The sequence below is a fragment of the Oerskovia sp. Root22 genome (assembly GCF_001429135.1).
GTDB lineage: Bacteria > Actinomycetota > Actinomycetes > Actinomycetales > Cellulomonadaceae > Oerskovia > Oerskovia enterophila.
The window spans coordinates 340,488-358,872 of sequence record NZ_LMIL01000011.1 but is presented as its reverse complement, the minus strand read 5'-3'; the positions used below and the strand labels follow the sequence as shown (position 1 = coordinate 358,872).

7 protein-coding genes are annotated in these 18,385 nt (G+C 71.2%); 2 read left to right on the top strand and 5 right to left on the bottom strand.

Annotation, left to right across the window (positions count from 1 at the left end; all coding sequences use genetic code 11):
• Nucleotides 1–45: 45 nt before the first annotated feature.
• The 5 genes from ASE15_RS16965 to ASE15_RS16945 all read right to left on the bottom strand — a co-directional run bounded on the left by ASE15_RS16965 (nucleotide 46) and on the right by ASE15_RS16945 (nucleotide 10,825).
• Nucleotides 46–5,514, bottom strand: a complete 5,469-nt coding sequence (locus ASE15_RS16965) for a GH92 family glycosyl hydrolase (RefSeq protein ID WP_056764561.1) — start codon at nucleotides 5,512–5,514, stop codon at nucleotides 46–48.
• Nucleotides 5,515–5,800: 286 nt separating this feature from the next.
• Nucleotides 5,801–6,715 (bottom strand): carbohydrate ABC transporter permease, encoded by a 915-nt coding sequence (locus ASE15_RS16960; RefSeq protein ID WP_082609024.1) that lies wholly within the window; start codon nucleotides 6,713–6,715, stop codon nucleotides 5,801–5,803.
• Complete coding sequence (locus ASE15_RS16955) at nucleotides 6,712–7,617, bottom strand: carbohydrate ABC transporter permease (RefSeq protein WP_056652734.1); 906 nt, start codon at nucleotides 7,615–7,617, stop codon at nucleotides 6,712–6,714. Before ASE15_RS16955 ends, ASE15_RS16960 begins: the two co-directional genes overlap by 4 nt.
• A 194-nt stretch (nucleotides 7,618–7,811) precedes the next feature.
• A complete protein-coding gene (locus ASE15_RS16950) occupies nucleotides 7,812–9,101 on the bottom strand; it encodes an ABC transporter substrate-binding protein (RefSeq protein ID WP_056652737.1) in 1,290 nt (429 codons plus the stop codon).
• 512 nt (nucleotides 9,102–9,613) lie between these two features.
• Entirely contained in the window at nucleotides 9,614–10,825 is a 1,212-nt protein-coding gene (locus ASE15_RS16945) for a LacI family DNA-binding transcriptional regulator (RefSeq protein ID WP_082609025.1), read from the bottom strand.
• A 206-nt stretch (nucleotides 10,826–11,031) separates the two neighbouring features.
• Here ASE15_RS16945 and ASE15_RS16940 point away from each other — a divergent pair, with 206 nt between their 5' ends.
• Together ASE15_RS16940 and ASE15_RS16935 are read left to right on the top strand one after the other, a co-directional pair.
• Nucleotides 11,032–14,274, top strand: a complete 3,243-nt coding sequence (locus ASE15_RS16940) for a GH92 family glycosyl hydrolase (protein WP_200960569.1) — start codon at nucleotides 11,032–11,034, stop codon at nucleotides 14,272–14,274.
• An 86-nt stretch (nucleotides 14,275–14,360) separates the two neighbouring features.
• Nucleotides 14,361–18,359, top strand: coding sequence for a discoidin domain-containing protein (locus ASE15_RS16935; RefSeq protein WP_056764559.1), 3,999 nt, complete (start codon nucleotides 14,361–14,363; stop codon nucleotides 18,357–18,359).
• Nucleotides 18,360–18,385 lie beyond the last annotated feature (26 nt).

Genomic DNA, 18,385 nt, shown 5'->3' with positions numbered 1-18,385 from the left:
CGCCGGACGTCCGGCGGCGGGGCACCCGCTCAGGTACTTCTGCGGCTAGCCGCAGGTGGCCGCACCGTAGGCGACCTCGCTGGTGACGACGACCTCCTCACCGTCGACCGTCGCCGTGGCGGTCACCGTCGCGGTGCCCGCCTCGATCGAGCCCGCACGCGTCGCGAACGACTGGTGCGCGCTCTTGCCCGACCCGACGTTCGTGAACGTCTTGGTGCCGAACGGGGTGACGACCTTGATCGTCACGGGGAAGGACTCCCCGTTGACCGCGGTGACGGACAGCGTGACCTTCTTGGCCGTGCACTGCGTCTTGACGGTCGTCGCGACGTCGAGCGTCGGAGCGGCCTCGGTGACCGTGACGGTCACCGGGGTGCTCTTGCTCGCGTACCCGTCGTCGACGGTCACGTACGCGGTGTAGGTCCCGGGCTGCGCGTAGGTGTGCGCACCCGTGACCGTGCCGGCGACGTCACCCGGGACGACCGTCCCGGGGGTCACGTCGCTGCCGTCGCCCCACGTGATCGCCGCCCGCAGCGGCGAACCGGCCGTCGCGCGTCCACCGGTCACGGTGGCGAGCGTCGCCTCGAGCGAGGCACCTGCCGCGACGCTCACGCCCGCTGCCGCCTCGACGACCAGCGGAGCGTGCTCCACCGGGGTGCCGTCGGAGGCGACCGTGAAGACGTGGATGCGTCCGTCGCTCGAGAGCGACCCCGGCTGGTCCGGGAGCGTGAGGCTCACGGGCCGCTTGCCCTCGGGGAGCGTGACCGGCGCCGTCGCGAAGATCGCGGCGGGGGTGCCGGTCTGCGGGCTGCCACCGCGCAGGCGGTGGTCGGTCACCGCGACGGGGATGTTGCCGTACACCGGGTTGCGGGCAGCGCCCGACCAGTCGCCGAAGCTCAGGTCGATGGGCTGCGACGAGCCGTCGTCGAACGTCAGCGTCCCGGAGGCCACCTGGTTCTTCTCCGTGCCCGTACCGATCACCGAGAGCTGCTCGGCGTCCGCGGGGACGTCGATCTCGATGGTCTGGCCGTCGCCCGTCGCGTTGTCGGGCTGCGCCACCGGGACCGCCGGGACGTCGAACGCGAGGTCCGTGCCCGGCACCGTGCCGCGCTGGCCCTGCACGAAGCCCTTCGCCGCGAGCTGGGCCCGGTCGAAGAACACGCCCTGGCCGTCGCAGCTGCCGAACGTGGTCCCGACGTCGCCGATGCACACGTTGTCGTAGGCCGCGAGGAGCGAGCCCTCCCGGACCAGCTCGACGGACACGTCGAGCGAGGCCGTGACGGTCTTGTCGCCGCGCGTGACCGTGACCGTGACCGGGTAGACGCCCGGTGCGGCGAAGGTGTGCGGTGCGGTGACGGTGTACCCGCCGAGCTGGACCTTGGTGAGGATCCCGGTGGCGGGCTCGCTGCCGTCCCCGAAGGTCACGGTCGTGGAGACGTCGCCTGCGGCGATCTCCTCGGGCGTGACCCCGACGAGCGTCGCGAGCGACGCCTTGACCTCGGTGCCGGTGGTGGTCGCCACGTCCTGGCCGGCCGTGAGCGTGAGCTCGGCGCCGGTCGAGGCCTTGGGGTCGGCGAGCAGCTCGAGCTCGGCGAGCGCGAGCGCCCCCTCGCCCGAGGTCGCCGTGATCGCCACGCGGTACTGCGAGTACGCGGCGGGCTCGGCGAGCGTGAACGGCCGCGTCTGGACTGCCCAGCGGAACTGCTGGTCGGTGCGCTCGTCGAGCGTCGTCCAGGTCTGGCCGTCGTTCGAGCCCTCGACCTTCCAGGCCTTGGGTGCGGCCGTGCCGGTCGCGCCCGAGGTCAGGGTGTAGGACGTGACCGTCGGCTGGAGGCCTGCGGCCTTCCAGGTGACGACGGGCGTGCCCGTCGTGAAGGTCGTGCGGGTCTGCGACGTGTTGTCGGTGAGCGACGCGAGCTGGGCGGCCGGCGTGCCGTCGGAGACGGTCACCGTCCCCAGGCCCGACGTCGTCACGTCCGTGTCGGACTCGGGCGCCTCGTCACCGGTGGTCAAGGACGGCGGTGCGTCGTCCTCGCCCGTGCCCCACGCGGATGGCTCGGGGCCCATCTCGAAGTCGAGCGTGGTGCCGCCGACCAGGTCGGAGTGCTTGATCGACGTCGAGGTGTGTGCCTCGCCGTCGACCGTGAGCGACTGGACGTAGACGTTGTCGACGCTGTTCTGCGGGGCGTTGACGACCAGGTCGCCGCTCTCGAGGTGCACGGTCGCCTTGGTGAACTGCGGCGAGCCGATCGCGTACTCCTCCGAGCCGACCTGCAAGGGGTAGATGCCGAGCGAGGACAGGATCCACCACGACGACATCTCGCCGTTGTCCTCGTCGCCGGGGTAGCCCTGGCCGATGTCGCTGCCCACGAACAGGCGGCGCAGCGACTCGCGGACCTTCTCCTGCGCCTTGGACGGGGCGCCGGCCGCGTCGTAGAGGTAGGGGATGTGGTGCGAGACCTGGTTGCTCATGCCCCACTGGCCCATGCGGACGTCACGTGCCTCGAGACGCTCGTGGATGCCGCCGTTGGGGGCCTTCTCCGGGGTGCTGAAGAACAGGTCGAGCTTGGCCTCGAGGCCGTCCTGACCGCCGTAGAGGTTGGCGAGGCCCTGACCGTCCTGGGGGGCGTGGAACGCGAAGTTCCAGCCGCTGGTCTCGGTGAAGGGACCGCCCCAGTCCTCGGGGTTGAACGTCTCGGGCGACTTCTCGAACGTCCCGTCGGCGTTGCGGCCCTGGAAGAAGCCCGTGGCCGGGTCGAACAGGTTGACGTAGTGCGTCGCACGCTCGAGGAAGTACTCGGACTCCTCGCGCAGCTGCTCGCGGCGCTCGTCGGGCGTGGCGGGGTCCTCGGCGAGGGCCGCGGCCATGTTGCCGATGCCGAAGTCGTTGATGAGTCCCTCGAGGCCCCACGACACGGACTCGTGCGTGGACGCCTGGGTGTAGCCGAGGAACTGCGACGTGTCGAGGCCCTTGCGGCCCACGGCGTTGTTCGGCGGCAGGACGGTCGCGTTCTTGAGCGCGGCGTCGTACGTCGCGAGCGGGTCCGCGAGCGGCACGCCCTTGAGGTACGCGTCGGCGAAGGCCACGTCCGAGCTGGTGCCGGTCATGAGGTCCGCGTAGCCCGGGGAGGACCAGCGGGCGACCCAGCCGCCGTCACGGTACTGCTGGACGAACCCGTCGACGAGCTCGGCCGCCAGCTCCGGGTACAGGAGCGAGTAGGCGGGCCAGGCCGTGCGGTAGGTGTCCCAGAAACCGTTGTTGACGTAGATCTTGCCGTCGACGATCTTGGCGTTCGTCGTGGTGTCGCTCGCGCTGCCCGTCTTGGCGGCGACGGGGCTCGCGTACTGGAACTTCGGCGCCTCGGCCGTGCCCGTGTTCTCGAACTGCGAGTTGGGGTAGAGGTTGAGGCGGTAGAGGTTGGAGTAGAGCGTCGTGAGCTTGTCCTCGTTGGCACCCTCGACCTCGACGACCTTCAGTCGGTCGTTCCAGGCGGACTGCGCCGCGGAGCGCACGTCCTCGAAGGACCTGCCCGTGACCTCGAGGTCGAGGTTCTTGCGGGCCTGCGCCTGGCTGATGAAGGACGTGGCCACGCGGAGCTCGACGGTCTTGTCCGACGAGGTGTCGAACGTCGCGAACCGGGCGTTGGCGCGGTTGCCCGCGGCCGTCCCGACCGCGCTGGGCAGGCGGTCGAACGTCCCGGAGATGAACATGCGCGAGCGTCCGGCGGAGAGTCCGCTGCCGCCGTCGACCCAGCCGGAGAGCGTGCCGCTCGCGGCGTCGTAGGCGAGCTTGGCGTCGCCGCTCACGCTGTCGACGAGGACCTGGCCCTGGTCGGTCGCGTAGGAGAAGCGGAGCACCGCGCCGTGGTCGGTCGGGGTCACCTCGGCCTGGATGCCGTTGGTGAACCTCACGCCGTAGTAGTCGGGCTGCGCGGTCTCGTCGTCGTGCGTGAACTCGAGCGCGCGCGTGCCGAGCGTGGCGTTGGGCGTGCCGCCGCCGGCCGCGGGCAGGAACGCGAGCTGGTTGCGGTCACCCATCCAGGGGCTGGGCTCGTGCGAGACCCCGATGCCCTGGAGCTGGGGCTTGTTGTTCGCGTTGTTCTGCTGCTGGTAAGCGTAGAGCCAGCTCTGGGACGCCGCGTCGGTCATGGGCGTCCAGAAGTTGAAGCCGTTGGGCACCGCGGACGCGGGGATGTTGTTGCCGCGCGAGAACCCGCCGGTCGCGAACGTGCCGCGGCGCGTGTCGACGTAGTTGGTCAGGCTCGACCCGTCGATCCGCTCGGGGCTCGCGGTGAACGCGATGTCGTCGACCCAGCCCTGGAAGCGCGTGCCGGCCTTGCCCGTGGGGTTGTCGTAGCCGAGCAGGACCTCGTCGACCGTCTTGCCGGTCGCGATGCCGCCCAGGTCCACCTGGATGGAGTTCCACTGGTTGGCGTAGAGGATCTTGCCCGTGCCCTGGCCCTCGGGCGAGAACGGGGTGTCGTGCTGGTCGCGCGCGCCGAGCTCGGACAGGTACGTCCCGTCGGTGAACCGCACGTCGACCGACGCGTACGTCGAGGGGTAGGCGAGGTCGTTGAGGAGCTCGGGGAAGATCGTGTAGCTCAGGCGCGTGTCCTCGCCCACGGCGACGTCGACGTCGTCGTACAGGATGTTGGTCGCGCTCGACGGCCCGTCGGCGAGCTGGCTGCCCGCGTAGCGCAGGGCCTTGGTGCCCGTGAAGCCGACGTTGGTCTTGATGGTCGGGCCGCTCGACGGGCCGGCACCGACCTTGGTGACCATGGGCGTCTGCGCGGGCGCAGCGTTCAGGTCGGTCGAGAGGTTCCAGTCCGCGAGCTGGAGGAGCGGCTCGCCCGAGTTCGCGGTGACGTTGAGGCGGTAGTGCTGGTAGGTGCCGGGCGTCGCGACCTCGAAGACCCGGGCCTGCTTGCGCTGGGGGAAGTCCTCGTTGGTCCGCTGGTCGAGCGGGACCCACGTGGTGCCGTCCGTGGACCCCTCCAGGGTCCAGCTCTTGGGGTCGCGCCCCTCGGCGTCGTCGCCCGACGTCATCGAGTAGCCCGTGATCCGCACGGGCTCGGTGAACGCGTAGGCGACCCAGCCGGTCGTGGTCCGGGTGAGCCACTTGGTGCCGGAGTTGTCGTCGGCGAGCTTGGCCGCGCCCTCGTTGGGGAGGTTCTCGCCGCTCGCGGTCACGCCCGCGAGCTTGCCGAGCGCGCTGCCGGGCAGCGTGCTGACGGGTCCGGTGACGTTGGACTGCCAGGGGGCGCCGTCGCGCTGGGCGACGGTCGTGTCGAGCGCGGCGGCGTCACCGGTCTCGAACGACGTCGAGAAGTCTCCGGGCTCGGGTGCGGCCGAGGCCGTCCCGACGCCGAGCGGGAGCATGGGCAGGGCGAGGCCGGCCGCGAGGACGCCCGCGATGCGGCGCCGGCCCTTGCCCGCGGGTGTGCCGGGAGAGGTGGGCTTGCTGCCCGACGGCGCATCCGCCGTCGGGCGTTCGTGCGTGGGTGGGTACCAGCTCATGTCGTGCGATCTCCTTCGATCGTTCCGGCCACAGTTGGTGCAGCGGGGTCTTCTTCCGTGCGGTGCGGGCCACCGGGTGGTGGTCCGCGGGTCTCGGCCTCCCGTCCCCCCGGGAAGCCGACAGCGCTGTCAAGTTGGTGCAAGCAACTCCCTCGTCGACCCTTCTCAGAGGGTCGACGAGGGAGCGCCGTTCCCCGGTGCACAGCGTCGGACACCGGAAGTCTGGGGCTCGGCGCGGCTGCCGGTCCGCCCCGGGGGTTCCCCGGGACGGACCGGCAGCCAGGCGTCAGCCCTTCACGGAGCCGGACATGAGGCCGCCCATGAAGTACTTGCCGAGCAGGATGTAGACGATGAGCGTCGGGAGCGAGGCGAACAGGGCCCCCGCCATCGAGACGCCGTAGTTCTGGAGCAGGGCACCGTTCGCGAGGTTGTTGAGCGCGAGCGTGACCGGGCCGTTCTGGCTCGAGGAGAAGAACACCGCGAAGAGGAAGTCGTTCCACGCCGAGGTGAACTGCCAGATGAGCACGACCACGAAGCTCGGGATCGAGATCGGCAGGACGATCGACCAGTACGTGCGCAGCATGCCCGCGCCGTCGACGCGGGCGGCCTCGATGAGCTCGTTCGGGACGGTCTGGTAGTAGTTGCGGAAGATCAGGGTCGTGATCGGCAGGCCGTAGATCACGTGCAGCAGGATCAGCGTGGGGATGCCGCTCGGCAGGTTGAGGTCCTGGACCAGCTGGTTGAGCGGGATGATCACCGCCTGGTACGGGATGAACATGCCGAACAGGATGAGCGTGAAGACGAGGTTCGCCCCGCGGAAGGTCCAGCGCGAGAGCACGAACCCGTTGAGCGACCCGAGGAACGCCGCGATGATCGCCGAGGGGATCACCATCTGCAGCGTGCGCAGGATCGCCGGCGACAACGCGGTCCAGGCCGCCTGCCAGTTCTCCGTGGTCCACACCTGGGGAAGGTTCCACGCGCGGCTCGGGGCCGCGTCGCCCGCCCCCTTGAAGCTCGTCACGAACAGGACGTAGACGGGCACGAGGACGATCAGCACGAACAGGATGAGGATCGCGTAGCGGAGCGTGCGCCCCACGGAGAAGCGCTGGACGGGCTTCTTCTGCCGGCGCGAGCCTGCCGCTCCGGAGCCCGATCCCGAGCCGGGGGTCTGCGCCTCGACGGGCGTGGCGACGGCGGTCATCGGATCTTCTCCTTGCGGTTCAGGGAGATCAGGTAGGGCACGATCACGAAGGCCACGATGACCAGCAGGATCGCACCGACGGCCGCAGCGTTCGCGTAGTCGAAGCTGGACTTGAAGACGTACATGTCGACGGCCGGAACCTTGGTCTGGTAGTTCGAGGGCTTGGAGATCGACATGATGAGGTCGAACGCCTTGAGGGACATGTGGCCCACGATGATGAGGGCCGAGAGGGCGATCGGCGTGAGCTGCGGGAACAGCACGTGGCGGTACAGCTTCCACTCGTTGGCGCCGTCCATGCGGGCCGCCTCGCGCAGCTCCTCGGGGATCCCGCGGAAGCCGGCGAGGAACAGTGCCATGACGTAGCCCGAGAGCTGCCAGATCGCGGGGATCGCGATGGCCGCGATGCCGAACGTGACGTTGTTCCACCAGTTGTTCTGGAGGGCGTCCAGACCGATCATCTGGAACAGCCGGTTGAGGCCGCTCGCGTTCTCGCCCTGGTTGGAGTTGAGGAGCCAGCGCCACACGACACCCGAGGCGACGAACGAGACCGCCATGGGGAAGAGGTAGACGGCGCGGAAGAAGCCCTCGCCCTTGATGGGCTTGTCGAGGAGCCAGGCCCAGACGAAGCCGACGACCATGGTGCCGACCAGGAAGACCACGGTGTAGATCAGGAGGTTCATCAGCGAGTGCTGGAACTCCGGGCTCGCGAGCAGGTCGAGGTAGTTCTGGAAGCCGACCCGCGAGACGGGGGCCTGCCCCGTGGACTGCGCGGCCTTGTGCATGTCCGTGGTCGAGGTGGAGAAGTTGATCCCGATGAGGCCGTAGACGAAGACCCCCACCAAGATCAGTGACGGGGCGACGAGGAGCAGTGGCGGGCCCCATCGTCGAGCGGACTGGATCACCGGTGATCCTCCCAAGGTGTGGGCACCTCCCGACGGCTCTCACGGCGCACGGAGGTGCGACGGGGCCCTGCCGGGACGGTGCGGTGGAAACGAGCTGCGGGTACGGCGGGGTGGGGCGGACCGTCCGGGGCCCGTCGCGGAGCTGCGCGAGCAGCTCCGCGACGGACGACCCCGGTCGGCCGGGTCAGGCGTCCTTACTCGGCTGCAGCGGCGGCCAGGTCGGCCTGGTACTGCGCGAGGTCGGAGGCGCCGGAGGTGAACTTGCTCGTCGCGTCCGAGATGCCGTTCAGGACGGCGATCGAGGCAGCCGCACCGTGAGCGAGCGACGGGACGATCGTGTCGTCCGCGAAGGACGTGATGGCGGTCTGCTGGTACTCGGAGAAGTCAGCAGGGTTCGCGTCGGTACGGGCCGGGATGGAGCCCTTGGCCTTGTTGAACGCGGTCTGGCCCTCGAGGCTGGACACGGTCTCGATCCAGGCCTTGGCGCCGTCGGCGTTCTTGGCCCCCACGGGGAGCGTGAACGAGTCGGCGAGGAAGCCGAACATGCCGTCCGTCCCGGGGACCGGGAAGTACGTGAAGTCGGTGCCGGCGGTCTTGCCGGCCTCTTCGAACGCCGCCACGGCCCAGTCGCCCATGACGTTGAACGCTGCCTGGCCGTCCATGACGAGCTGCGTCGCCTCGGGCCAGTCCAGACCGTCACGGTCGGTGTTGGTGTAGCTCATGAGCTTCTCGAAGTCCTCGAGAGCAGCCGTGACCTCGGGGCTCTCCCAGTCGGTCGAACCGTCCCACAGGCCGTTGTATGCCTCGGCGCCCAGGTCGGCCATGAGGACCGTCTCGAGCAGGTTGACCTGGGTCCACGTCGTGGCGACCGAGAGCGGGGTCTTGCCCGTGGCCTTGACGGCGTCGAGGGCGACGAACCAGTCGTCCATGGTCTCGTACGTGGCGGCCGGGTCGAGGCCCGCCTCCGTCAGCACGGCAGGGTTGGCCCAGACCATGTTGGAGCGGTGGATGTTGGAGGGCATCGAGTAGATCTTGCCGTCCACCGTGAGGAGGTCGATCAGGTCCGCGGGGAAGACGTCCTTGACGCCGTACTCGTCGTACAGGTCCGAGATGTCCTCGAGCTGTGCGGCGTCGATGTAGTCCGTGAGCTCCTTGCCGGCGTGCGCCTGGAACGTGTCCGGCGGGTCGTTGGCCTGGAGGCGGGTCTGGAGGAGGTCCTTCGCGGCCGAACCGGCACCGCCGGCGACCGCGCCGTTCTCGAAGGTGAAGTCGGGGTGCTGCTCGTCGAAGACGGTGACGAGGGCGTCGAGCCCTGCCTTCTCCGAACCGGCTGCCCACCAGGTGAAGACCTCGACGTTGCCGCCCGAGGCGGCGTCCGTGCCACCTTCGGTCGAGTCGTTGCCGGTGTCTCCGCTGCAAGCTGCGAGGGCCAGGAGGGCAGCGGTGCCCACCAGTGCCCCAGCGACACGCAATCCGTTACGCATGGGATCCTACTTTCGTGTTGACAGCGCTGTCAGGAACAGGACGAACGTACGGCGGCCCGACGGCACTTGTCAAAGAGCTGCGCCGAATCGTTACCTGGGGGAGACCTCAGGGCGGCCCGAAGAGGACGTCGGCGACAAAGCGGCCTCCCCCACGAACCCCGACATCCCGCGGTTCCTCACCGCCCGAGGGGCGGCAGGGCAGGCTCCGTGGATCACCCGGTGGCGCCCCTGACTCCCGACAGCACGGGTTGCGCTGATCGAATCCACGTTGCGCTGGGCGGGACCCAGTCCCGCTCAGCCGACGCCGCCGCGCACGACCTCCACCAGGCACCAGGGCGTGAATGCGCCGCGGGAGCAGGCACTGGCGGGCACCGGCGGGCACGGGCGGGCACGGGAGCGGGCAGCGGTGCCGGGGGGCGGCGCCGCAGGGCACCGCGCGGACGCGGCGCCCTGCGGGAGCACGGGTCGCACGGGCGCCCGAGGATCGAGACGCCACCGCCGACGGGTGCGCCTCAGCCGACTGCCGGCACGCCCTCCAGGGGCGCCGCCAGGGCGATCTCGCCCGACCCGCGCGGGATGAGGACCGTGGGCACGACGCGCAGGTGCGCGGGCTCCCCGGGCGACTCGATGCGCGCCACGGCGAGCCGCGCGGCCTCCTGGCCCATCGCGGAGACCTCGTAGCCGACGACGCTGACCTCGAGGATGTCCGCGAGCTCGAAGTCGTCGAACCCGACGAGCGCGACGTCGCGCCGCGCCCCACGAGCCGCGGGGTGCAGCGCCCGGAGCGCTCCCTGGGTGATCTTGTTGTTGGCCGTCAGGATCGCGGTGGGCGGCTCGTCGAGCGCCAGCAGCTCCTCGACCGCGACGCGTGCCGTCTCGGCGTCGTGCAGCCCGTCGCGCACGTAGCGCTCGGGGTCGTCGATGCCCGCGTCCCGCAGGGCGTTGACGAAGCCTTCACGACGCTCGCGGAACGTCCAGAGCCGCGGGAGGTCCCCCGCGAGCGCGATCCTGCGGTGCCCCTGGTCGACGAGGTGGCGCGCGGCGGCCGCGGCCCCGGCCCGGTTGTCGAGCACCACGGTGTCAGCGTCGATCCCGCCCGGCGGGCGGTCGAGGAAGACGATCGGCACGCCGTCGGCGAGCTCGGAGCGCAGGTACGAGTGGTCGTCGGCCGTCGGGGCGATGAAGAGAGCCGCGACCCGGCGCTCGATGAGCGCGTCGATCAGCTCGCGCTCACGGTCCACGTCCTCGTCGGAGCTCGCCGTGATGAGCTGGAGCCCGTGCTTGCGCAGCTCGCGCTCGATCCCGCTCGCGAGGTCCGAGTAGAACGGGTTGGCGATGTCACCGGTGACGAAGCCGACGAGCCGCGAGACGCCTCCGCGCGCGAGGTCGGCCGCCACGGCGTTGCGACGGAAGCCGAGCGCGTCGGCCGCTGCGCGGACCTTGAGCCGGGTCGACTCGGAGACGCTGGGTTCGTTGTTGAGCACGCGGGAGGCGGTCTTGAGACTCACTCCTGCGGCCTCGGCCACCGCGGCGAGGGTCGGTCGACCTCCACCGCGTGCAGCTCGGCCGTCCTTGGCCACCACATCCACCCCCGCACGATTGACTGGCGGGGATTCTTCCACACCCCAGCGCGCCCCGGCCCGGAGTGCCACCTGACCGACTCGTCGCAACGAGGGGCTGGTCAGGACGACCCCGGTGTGTATAGGGTGAGTACACCCGACCATGACAGCGCTGTCAAGTCGAGACGAGCACACAGACAGGACAGCGGACCAGCCCGCCGCCCAACCCGCGGCGACAGACCCGACACCCGCCCGACCCTCGCACCACCTGCCTCACCCCCGAACCTGCCCGACGGCGCCGCGCACCCCACGCGCGACGCCGCTCCCGGGCGCGCCCCGGGGTGGGCAGCACCCCCGAGAGGACACGTCCCTTGCCCGTCCCAGCCTCCCCCTCCCGCACCCGCGGCCGTCTGCCCGCGCTGGTCGCGGCGGCGGCCCTCGTCACGGGCCTCGGCCTCACGGCCCCGAGCGCCGCCACGGCCCAGCCCGCCGCCGGCGCCGACCTCGTGAACCTCGACCCCTTCGCTGCCGTCGATCCCTGGATCGGTACCGCCGAGGACTTCTCCCAGAACAAGGGGAACGCGGCGTACGGCAACACCTGGCCGGGCGCGACGGTGCCCTTCGGCATGGTGCAGTCGAGCCCCACGACCTTCCGCAGCCGCGACGGCGACATGCGTGGCGGCTACGAGTACAGCGCCGACAAGATCCGCGGGTTCGGCATGAACCGCCTGTCCGGGACGGGATGCGTCAACCGCAACGGCGCGTTCGACTTTCCCGTCCTGCCCTACGCGGGCCCCCTCACCTCCCAGGGTGCTCTCCCGTCCTCCCCCGGCACCGACGTCAAGCCCTACTACCTCGCGTTCGACCACGCGGACGAGGTCGGCGAGCCCGGGTACTACTCGGTCGACCTCGCGAACGGCGTGTCCACCGAGCTCACCGCGACGACCCGCACCGCGATCAGCCGCTTCGACTTCCCCGCGGACGCCGACTCGTCGACCCTGATCTTCAACACCACGGGTTCGAACAACAGCGTCTTCGGCAGCGGGGTGACCATCGAGGGCAGCACGATCTCCGGCTGGGTCGAGACCGCGCCGGTCTGCGAGGGCGGCGGGCGCTACAAGGCGTACTACTCGGCGACGTTCGACCAGCCGATCGTCTCGTCCGGCACCTGGACCGGCGGGGACGTCACGGTCGGCTCGACCAGCGCGTCCGCACAGAAGCGGCACGGCGCGGGCGTCTTCGTGACCTTCCCCGACGGGGCCGAGGTCACGGTCAAGGCGGGCCTGTCCTACGTGAGCATCGAGAACGCCGCGGAGAACGCCACCACGGAGGCGGGCCACGTGACGTTCGACGAGGCGCGCACCTCGGCGGAGACCACCTGGCGCGACGCCCTGAGCACGATCGACGTCGCGGGGGGCACCGAGGCCGAGCAGGTGACCCTCTACACGGCGCTCTACCACTCGCTGCTGCACCCGAACACCTACGACGACGTCAACGGCGAGTACTTCGGCTACGACGGCACGGTCCGCCAGGTGGAACCCGGGCGCCACCACTACGCGACGTACTCCGGCTGGGACATGTACCGCGGCCAGGCACAGCTCGTCGCGATGCTCTTCCCCGACGTCGCGTCCGACATCAACCAGTCGATCGTCGACCTGGTGGACCAGTCGGGCTACTGGCCCAACTGGCCGCACCTCGGCGTGGCGCAGCAGAAGATGAGCGGAGACTCCCTGCCGACCGTCCTCTCGGTCATCGACGCGTTCGGCAGCACCGACTACGACCGCGAGGCGGCGCTCGCGCACCTCGTCTCCTCGCAGGCCCTTCCTCTCGACCCCGCGCGGAACAAGCGCGACAACGGGTACCAGTTCGCGGGCCTCGGGTTCGTCGAGAACGCGAAGAACGCCGTCTCGACCTCGACGACGCTCGAGTACGCGACCAACGACTTCTCGATCGCCCAGCTCGCCCAGCGTCTGGGCGACGACGCGGCGTACGACCGGTTCATGCAGCGCGCACAGAACTGGCAGAACGTGTTCGACCCCGTCACCCGCGAGATCCGTCCCCGCGGTCGCAACGGCTTCGACCGCGCGTTCAACCTCGGTGAGCGGGGCAACCAGTTCGACCAGGCGACCGGCTACCAGTACGGCTGGGCCGTCCCGCAGAACATGAGCACTCTCATCGCCAAGCGTGGCGGGGTGGAGAAGGTCACGGCCGATCTCGACAAGCACCTCACGCGGCTCGACGCAGGCGTCTACAACACCCCGTACGCCTACATGAGCAACCAGCCCAGCACCTCGACGCCCTGGGTCTACCACTGGCTCCAGCAGCCCGCGAAGACGACGGACGCCCTGGACCGGGCTCGGTCCGAGCTCTTCACGACCGCTCCCACGGGCGTTCCCGGCAACGACGACCTGGGCTCGCTCTCGTCCTGGTTCGTCTGGTCCAACCTCGGCCTCTACCCGGCGATCTTCGGTCGCGCCGAGCTGCTCGTGTCCTCGCCCGCGTTCGACCAGGTCACCATCACGAGCCGGGTCGCCGACGGTGCGCCCCGGGTCATCTCGCTCACGGCGCCCGGCGCGTCGAGCGGATCGCGCTACGTGGACTCGCTCCGGGTCGACGGTGTCACGTCCTCGGCCTCGTGGCTCCCGGAGTCCTTCACCCAGCAGGGCGGCACGCTCGACCTCACCATGCGCTCGACCCCGGGCACCTGGGGCACCGGGAAGGCCGACGTCCCGCCGTCGTTCACCGACGGGAGCGACGTCTTCAACAACATCGGCACGACGACGGACGGCAAGGGCGCGACGGGTTCGATCGACGCGTCCGACAACACCCTGTCCCGCGCCGACCTTGCCGCGGCCGGCGCGACTCCCGGCGCTCGCCTCCCCCTGGGCACGACGGGAGTCACCTACACCTGGCCGGATGCCGCGCCGGGTGCGCCCGACAACTGGATCCCCCACGGCCAGAGCGTCCCGATGGGCGTCCGGGTCGAGAAGATCTCGTTCCTCGGCCTGGCCACCAACGGGCCGGCCAAGGGCACGGCGACGGTCGTCTACACCGACGGCACCCGGCAGGACGTCCAGGTCGAGCTGACGGACTGGACCCCGGGGACCACCTACCAGTTCGGCAACGTCCCGGTCGTGACCACGACGGGTCGCAACAAGGCCAACGGCACCAAGGACACGACCCAGGCCAAGGTCTTCGGGACGGTGCCGGTGTCGGTCGACCCGACCCGCACGATCGAGTCGGTGATCCTGCCGCAGGGGACCGACAAGGGCGTGATGCACCTGTTCGCGGTCGGCACCTCCGAGCCGATCGTCGACCGGGGGGTCGAGGTCGTCGCGAGCGCCAGGGCGCAGTGCACGGGCCGGACCGGGGCCGTCGTGGTCCGCATGGTCAACGACGACTCGGTCCCCCTCGACGTCGTCGTGGCGACGGCGTGGGGCACCAAGACCTTCTCGCAGGTCGCCCCCGGCAGGTCCGCCGCGCAGACCTTCTCGACCCGGTCCGCGGACGTCGAGGCCGGGAGCGTCACCGTGACCGCGCGGCCGAGCGACGCGCAGGACGTGCGCGAGACCGTCACCGACGTCGAGCACGCGGCGGTGACCTGCGGACAGTGAGCACGACCCTGGGGGCGGGACCGCCCTCCCGCCCCCGGGGCTCCACCCCTCCGATGCGTCGACGACGACGCAGGAAGCAGCCGACCATGCACCGCACGCCCCTCCGTCCCCGGGCGGACCGCGCTCCCGAGCCACGGCCCTCGCGCCGACCCGGTCGACGCGCGCTCCGGACCGCCGTCGTCGCCCTGACCTCGGGCTCGCTCCTCCTCGCGGGCCTCACGACCACGGCATCCGCGACCGGGGTGCCCGCGACCGCCGGCGCGAGCACCGCATCCACGGCCCCGGCCTACGGCGCCCCCGACGAGACGGCCGCCAAGTACTACGAGGCGCTGCTGCGCCACACCCGCTGGGTCGAGTCGGTCTACGACCCTGCCGCAGGCGTCTACCAGCTCAAGGACATGAACTTCGCCGTCGTGCTCGGCAACGCCGTGCTCGTGACCCAGGGCGAGTACGACGCCGAGCTCGCCGGCATCTCGCGCGAGGACCTCAAGGCGCACACGCTCTCGACGATCACGCACTACGCGGCGTCGAACCGCCTCGTGAACCCCCAGGGCACCTGGGGGCGCAAGCTGTTCTGGGAGTCGACCTTCCAGTCGTACTTCCTCGCCGCGGGCCGCCTCCTGTGGGACGACCTCGACGCGACGACGCGTGCGAACCTCACGACGATCGCGACCGAGCAGTCGCGCTACGCGGCCGACCTGAACTTCGCCCAGGACCCGCTGTCGGGTGGCTGGAACGCCCACTGGCCCACGGGCGGGTACAAGGGCGACACCGCGCAGGAGGAGGTCGGCGTCTACACGCAGGCCCTCGCACCGGGCCTCGCCTGGGCGCCCGACGACCCCGACGCCGGCCGCTGGGCCGACCAGCTCGCGACCTGGGGGCGCAACGCCGCGGGCCAGCCGACGGCCGACAAGAACAACCCCGCGGTCGTGGCGGGCGCTCCTGTCTCGGACAACACGATGCAGAACATCTACGACACCTACATCGTGGAGAACCACGGGTCGTTCGGGCCGCACTACCAGTCGGACGTGTGGCGCTCGGGGGCGCGCAACGCGATCCACTTCCTCCTGGCCGGCGAGCCGATCCCGGAGATCCTGCTCGAGCAGCCCAACTCCGCGGAGCTGTGGCGGTCCATCCAGCTCGTCATGTCGGAGCAGGGCGAGCCGTTCATGCCCATGGTCAACGACCGCGAGTTCCTCTACGGCCGCGACGTGCTGCCCGTGGCGTTCCTCGGTCAGGTCCTGCGTGACCCTGACGCGGCACGCGCCGAGGCGAGCCTCGCGGACGCTCTCGCGGACTACCAGATGTACGCGCCGGTCTACCGCCTGACGAAGTTCTCGGGCGAGGCCAAGTACGAGCCCGAGGCGCGCGCCGAGATCGCGATCTCCTACCTCCTGCACGTCGCGAGCGCCGAGTCCCCCGAGGGTCCGGTCGTCCCGACCCCTTCCGACGAGCTCTTCGAGCGCCTCGCGGGAGTCCGCGACTTCGGCGCGGGCCCAGGCCTCGTCGTCCAGCAGTCCGCGAACGCCTGGGCCGGCGCGGTCAGCCGCCAGGGCTTCGTCAAGTTCCCCTGGGTCCCCGAGCAGGACTCGTGGCTCTTCCACCTCTCGGGCAGCTCGCCCTTCCTCTACCCGAACGCATCGGCCCAGGTGAGCGCCCGGTCGGTCGACGTCTCGACCGCTGCCAGGGACGGGTTCGACGGGACCGCCTCGGTCTTCCGGATCGGGGACGGGTACGCGGGCCAGGTGACGCTCCCGACGGGGTCGGCGATCTACGCCTCGACGGGCGCGGGTCCCACCGACGGGACCGTGACGGTCCGCAACCTCGACATGGGCGGGTACGACGGGCTCGACGGGTCGCGCACCTACACGACGTCCGACGGAGAGGTCACCGCGGCCAACCCCGTCGTCCCGGCCACGGACCCGGCCGACGCCAACGCGGCGCGCGTCGACGACCTGCCGTTCGACCAGGTCCAGGCCCGCTACGTGCGGATGAAGGGCATCCGTGGCAACGCGACCTACGGGTACTCGATGTACGCGTTCCACGCCTACGGCCCGGACGGGGCGGCCGACCTGGCCGCGAAGAAGCCCGCGACCGCGTCGAGCCAGGACGCCGAGGGTGGCCGCACGGCCGCACGCGTCACGGACGGCAGCCCCACGACGCGGTGGGCGGTCTCCAAGGCCGACCGCACCCGCCCCGACTCCTGGGTCCAGGTGGACCTGGGCGAGGAGCGGACCCTGGCCTCGGTGCGCCTCGCGTGGGAGGCCTCGGCCGGCGCCGAGTACACCGTGGAGACCTCGCTCGACGGCACGACCTGGACCGTCGCGACCCGCTACGGGAAGTCGGCCCAGGACGCCAACGTCGCGCGCCTCGACACCGTGGAGCTCACGGCAGCGGACGGGTCCTCCCCCGCCCCCGCGCGCTTCGTCCGGATGCAGGGCGTCCGCGGCAACGCCGACTACGGGTACTCGCTCTACCACCTGCGCGCGTTCGGCCCGCAGGGGTCGACGAACCTCGCGGCGGGCAGGCCCGCCACCGCGTCGAGCGCCGACGACGGCAAGCCCGCGACCGCGGTCACCGACGGCAAGGCCGACACCCGCTGGGCCGTCTCGCGCACGGACCGCACCCGGCCCGACTCCTGGGTGCAGATCGATCTCGGCACCGTCCAGGACGTGTCCCGGGTCGAGCTGGGCTGGGAGGCGTCGGCCGGAGACGTGTACGTGATCCAGACCTCGACCGACGGCACGACCTGGCACGACGCGGGGCGGCACGAGGAGAAGGGCAACGAGGTCCTGCGCTCGCAGGGCGGCTGGATCAACATCGAGGGCAAGGGCGGGTTCGTGGTCCGCGGCACGGACGCCCCGGTCACCGTCTCGCGCTCGGGCGACGCCAAGCACGTCGTGCGCCTGGCCGACGGCGCGACGGGCCCCCGGCTCGTCGAGGCCGTGGTCGGCGACGCGGCGGCGACCGCGCAGCAGGCCGCGCGCGCCGTCCCGACGAGCAGCGCGCCCGGGACGCTCGTGAGCAGCCTGGACGGCTACCTGTCGGTCTTCAACCTCACCGGCGCGCCGGTCACCACGACGGTCGCGGTGGCTCATGACGGCTCGACGGCGGCCCTGTACCCGGGCACGCAGCGCGTGACCGCCGCCGGGTCCCTGGTCGAGGTGAGCGTCCCGGCCGGCAGCGCGGTCGTCCTGGCACCCCGTGCGACGCTCGACGTCTCGCAGGTCACCGCGTCGTTCGAGGCCGACGTCACCGACGCACGCACCGTGGTCCTCACCTCGGCGGCCCCCGTCTCGCTCGTCGTCCGCAACGCCGAGACGGGCGACGCCCGCGAGGTCGCGGTCCCGGGCACGGCGACGCCCACCACGCTCCGATTCCGGGGAGCGACCCCGTTCCCCGTGGCGGACCACGCCCTGAGCACCCTCACGTTCCCGGCCTCGGTGCTCCCGTCGGGCATGACGTCGCCGTCGCTCGCGGTCGACGGCGACCCGTCGACCGCCTGGTCGCCGGGTTCCGCCACGGGACGCATGGTCACCGACCTCGGCGCCGCGCAGGAGGTCGGCCGGGTCGTCACGCGCTGGGACGGGGACGCCCCGGCGGCGACGGTCTCGGTCAGCGACGACGGTCTGACGTTCACGGACGTCGGCCGGATCGAGGGTGGATCCGTCCGCGGCTCGCTCGACGTCGGAGCCACCACGCGCTACGTCGCCCTGACCGTCGACGGGTGGGCTGCCGGCGGGCCGGGGCTCTCGAGCCTCCAGGCCCTCGCGCCGGGCGCCGCGGACCCCGGGCTCGCGACCGACCTGTCGATCGGCACGACGGTCACCACGAAGTGCACGGCCGGGGTCCAGTACCTGTCCGTCCGCGTCGTGAACGGCGAGCAGGTACCGCTCGACGTGGTCGTCCGGACTCCCGCGGGCACCAAGACGTTCGTCGGGGTCGCGCCGGGACGGTCCGCGTCGCAGACCTTCCGGGTCCGCGAGGCCGGTGACGCCACCGGGATCGTCGAGACCACCGCCACGGGGTCAGGCGGCGGCACCACCGTCGTCGAGTCCCCCTTCCAGCCGGCCGCCTGCGGGTAGCCCATCGCCGCCGCCGCGTCGCCCGT

Excerpts from the sequence above, each read along its gene's own strand:
- ASE15_RS16950 (WP_056652737.1), bottom strand. The coding sequence starts at position 9,101 with ATGCGTAACGGATTGCGTGTCGCTGGGGCACTGGTGGGCACCGCTGCC.
- ASE15_RS16960 (WP_082609024.1), bottom strand. The coding sequence starts at position 6,715 with ATGACCGCCGTCGCCACGCCCGTCGAGGCGCAGACCCCCGGCTCGGGA.
- ASE15_RS16965 (WP_056764561.1), bottom strand. The coding sequence starts at position 5,514 with ATGAGCTGGTACCCACCCACGCACGAACGCCCGACGGCGGATGCGCCG.
- ASE15_RS16935 (WP_056764559.1), top strand. The coding sequence starts at position 14,361 with ATGCACCGCACGCCCCTCCGTCCCCGGGCGGACCGCGCTCCCGAGCCA.
- ASE15_RS16945 (WP_082609025.1), bottom strand. The coding sequence starts at position 10,825 with ATGGTCGGGTGTACTCACCCTATACACACCGGGGTCGTCCTGACCAGC.